2 protein-coding genes are annotated in these 1162 nt (G+C 56.4%); one reads left to right on the top strand and one right to left on the bottom strand.

Translation table 11 applies throughout. From position 1 onward, the window contains the following. Window positions 1-70 precede the first annotated feature (70 nt). Window positions 71-394 (bottom strand): hypothetical protein, encoded by a 324-nt coding sequence (locus NW856_RS11555; RefSeq protein WP_414400388.1) that lies wholly within the window; start codon window positions 392-394, stop codon window positions 71-73. Window positions 395-865: 471 nt separating this feature from the next. On the opposite strand from NW856_RS11555, the gene NW856_RS11550 reads away from it, so the two are divergent. Beyond that, on the top strand, window positions 866-1162 hold a 297-nt coding region (locus NW856_RS11550; RefSeq protein ID WP_414400387.1), incomplete at its 3' end, for a hypothetical protein.

Raw genomic sequence — 1162 nt, 5'->3', positions numbered from 1 at the left:
TTGGCTCAAATGAAAGATCAACACAACCTAGGTTAGCAAGGGGATCCCTGGCCCACCTTGGGGATCCGGGCTAGCGCAGCACCTTGAGAGGGCTGGCCTCAATGGGTCGGTTGCCCATAAAGGTTTTGGCAATTTTCAGGCCATCGGCCATTATCGGCCGATTGAGCGCGGGGTCATGGATGAATTTGGCGCCAGAGGCAACCGTTGGGCGTCCCTCCCCCCAAGTGTCCACGACTTTGAGAGTTGCAGCAGCAACTGGACGTCCGTCGGCATAGTAATCCACCACTTTCAGGGTTGAAGCCCCAACCGGACGGTGGTCAATCTCAATTTCGCTGAACTTGACAGGGCTGGGAAACACGGGCGGGCCGGATTTCTCCCCCAGCAGTACCGGCATCTGAGCAGCCCCGGAGGCTCCATCAGCAGGCAGGGGAGCCAGGTTTAGAGCGTTACCCGTTTGCGTTAGCGGGAGGGCGTCCTTTCCCATAGAAGAAGCCTCTTGCTCTGGAAGCGTGCCGGAATGACCATTTGGAACGGCCATAAGAAACTCCTGAGTTGGTAGAGATAATGAACAAAACAGGACGGGAAAGGGCAGGAAGCTAGATCCCAGTGGAGCGCTGCAGAAGAGGGATATCCTTGGCAAGGCTAAAGGTTGGCCTCCCCAAGTTCAAATGAGTGAGACTGAATCTCGAATCTAAAAATATTCTAAACCAAAGTTTGGCATGGGATCCGCCGGCTGTGACCCAACGGTTCCTGAGACGATGCCGGCCAGTCGCGTTAGCGTTGCGCAGCTATGACGTCCTCTTCGCTTCAGCCACTCCCTGGCAAAATCCAAAGCGGACGGTACACTAGTGAGTTAGCAAAGTCTATGGCAGGGATCCCCTATTCCTATTGGCGCTGGGCAAGGTGGCCGGCACCGGCTCTGTGGGCGTTGCTGCTTTGGTTTGCTCCTGCAGCTCGAGCTTCTACCCTGGACGCGCCCCCATTTGACCTGAATGTTGTCCGCTCCCGTTCTCTGCCGTGGAGACATCCTCTTCTTGTTCCCGAGCAGAAGGATCCCATCCCATCCGCTCGCGTTGGCGAGACGGAGTCCTGGGCTGAAGTCGAGGTGACAGAGCCTCCTTTCCTGGAGTTCACCCTTGAAGAAAGCAACGCAGCTATTGCC

The organism is Synechococcus sp. R3-13 (assembly GCF_047462195.1).
Lineage (GTDB): Bacteria > Cyanobacteriota > Cyanobacteriia > Thermostichales > Thermostichaceae > Thermostichus.
This window is presented reverse-complemented; position numbering and strand designations above follow the sequence as displayed.